The 1,327-nt window shown below is 60.1% G+C and carries 1 pseudogene; it reads right to left on the reverse strand.

The features are described 5' to 3' along the window. Positions 1–1,327 (reverse strand): annotated as a pseudogene (locus BZL43_RS00145) (calcium-binding protein); the annotation flags it as partial.

Genomic DNA, 1,327 nt, shown 5'->3' on the forward strand with positions numbered 1-1,327 from the left:
GATCACCGAGTCGCCGACATTGTCGATAACGTAGGTGTCGTTGCCGGCACCGCCGTCCAGGGTGTCGGCACCGGCCTTGCCGTCGAGAATGTTGGCGGCAGCGTTGCCAGTCAGTTTGTTGTCGAGCTCATTACCCGTGAGGTTCAACGCGGCGGCGCCGAGCAACATGCTGTCTTCGACGTTGGCCGACAGGATATAACTCACCGTCGTGCGGATCAGGTCGTGGCCTTCATCGGTCAATTCGATGACATTAGCGGCGTTATCGGTAATGACATAGGTGTCGTCACCATTGCCGCCGCTAAGGATGTCAGCGCCCACGCCGCCATCCAGCCAGTCGTTGCCGCCCCCGCCTTGCAAGTCGTTGACGGAGGCATTGCCGAGCAGGGTGTTGTTCAGGTTGTTACCGATCACGGTGAAGGCACCGAGGCCGGTGAGGGTCACGTTCTCGACGTTTTGCAGGTTGCTTTGGCTGAGGTCAACGGTGCCGGTGCTGAGGGTCGCCGCGTAGGTGATGTTCAGCAGGTCGCGACCCTGGTCGGCCGTTTCTTGCAGCAGTGCCAGTTCGCCAAATTGGTCGAGGATATAGCTGTCGTCGCCGGCATCGCCGATCAGTGTGTCCAGACCGGCCCCGCCGTTGAGGATGTTATGGCCGGCGTTGCCTATCAGTACGTTGTCCAGAGCGTTGCCGACGCCGTTGAGGTTATTGGTCCCGGTAAGGGTGAGGTTTTCCAGGTTGGAGCCCAAGGTCCAGCTGACCGACGAACGTATGGTGTCGATTTCACTCACCAGGATGCTGGTCTCGGTGATTACGTCCTTGAGGTTGTCGACGATGTAGGTGTCATTGCCGCTGCCGCCGATCATCAAGTCGGTGCCGAGGCCGCCATCCAGGGTGTCGGCGCCGGCCTTGCCGTCGAGAATGTTGGCGGCGGCATTGCCGGTGAGGCTGTTGTCGAGATCGTTGCCGACCAAATTAAGTGTCGCTGTACCCAGTAACAAGCCGTCTTCGACGTTGGCCGAGAGGGTGTAGCTCACTGCTGTCCTGATCAGGTCACGGCCTTCATCGGCCAGTTCGGTGACCTTGTCCGCCACGTTATCGACGATATAAACATCATCGCCCGTGCCGCCGCTGAGGGTGTCTGCGCCAAGACCACCGTCCAGCAGATCATTGCCGGCGCCGCCTTGCAGGGTGTTGACGGAGGCATTGCCGAGCAGCGTGTTGTTCAGGTCATTGCCGATCACGCTGAAGGCACCGAGACCGGTGAGGGTCACGTTCTCGATGTTCTGCAGGTTGCTTTGGCTGAGGTTGACGGTGCTGCCGGCCAAGGCC

Origin of the sequence: Pseudomonas sp. PICF141, from assembly GCF_002286815.1 — a bacterium.
Taxonomy (GTDB): domain Bacteria; phylum Pseudomonadota; class Gammaproteobacteria; order Pseudomonadales; family Pseudomonadaceae; genus Aquipseudomonas.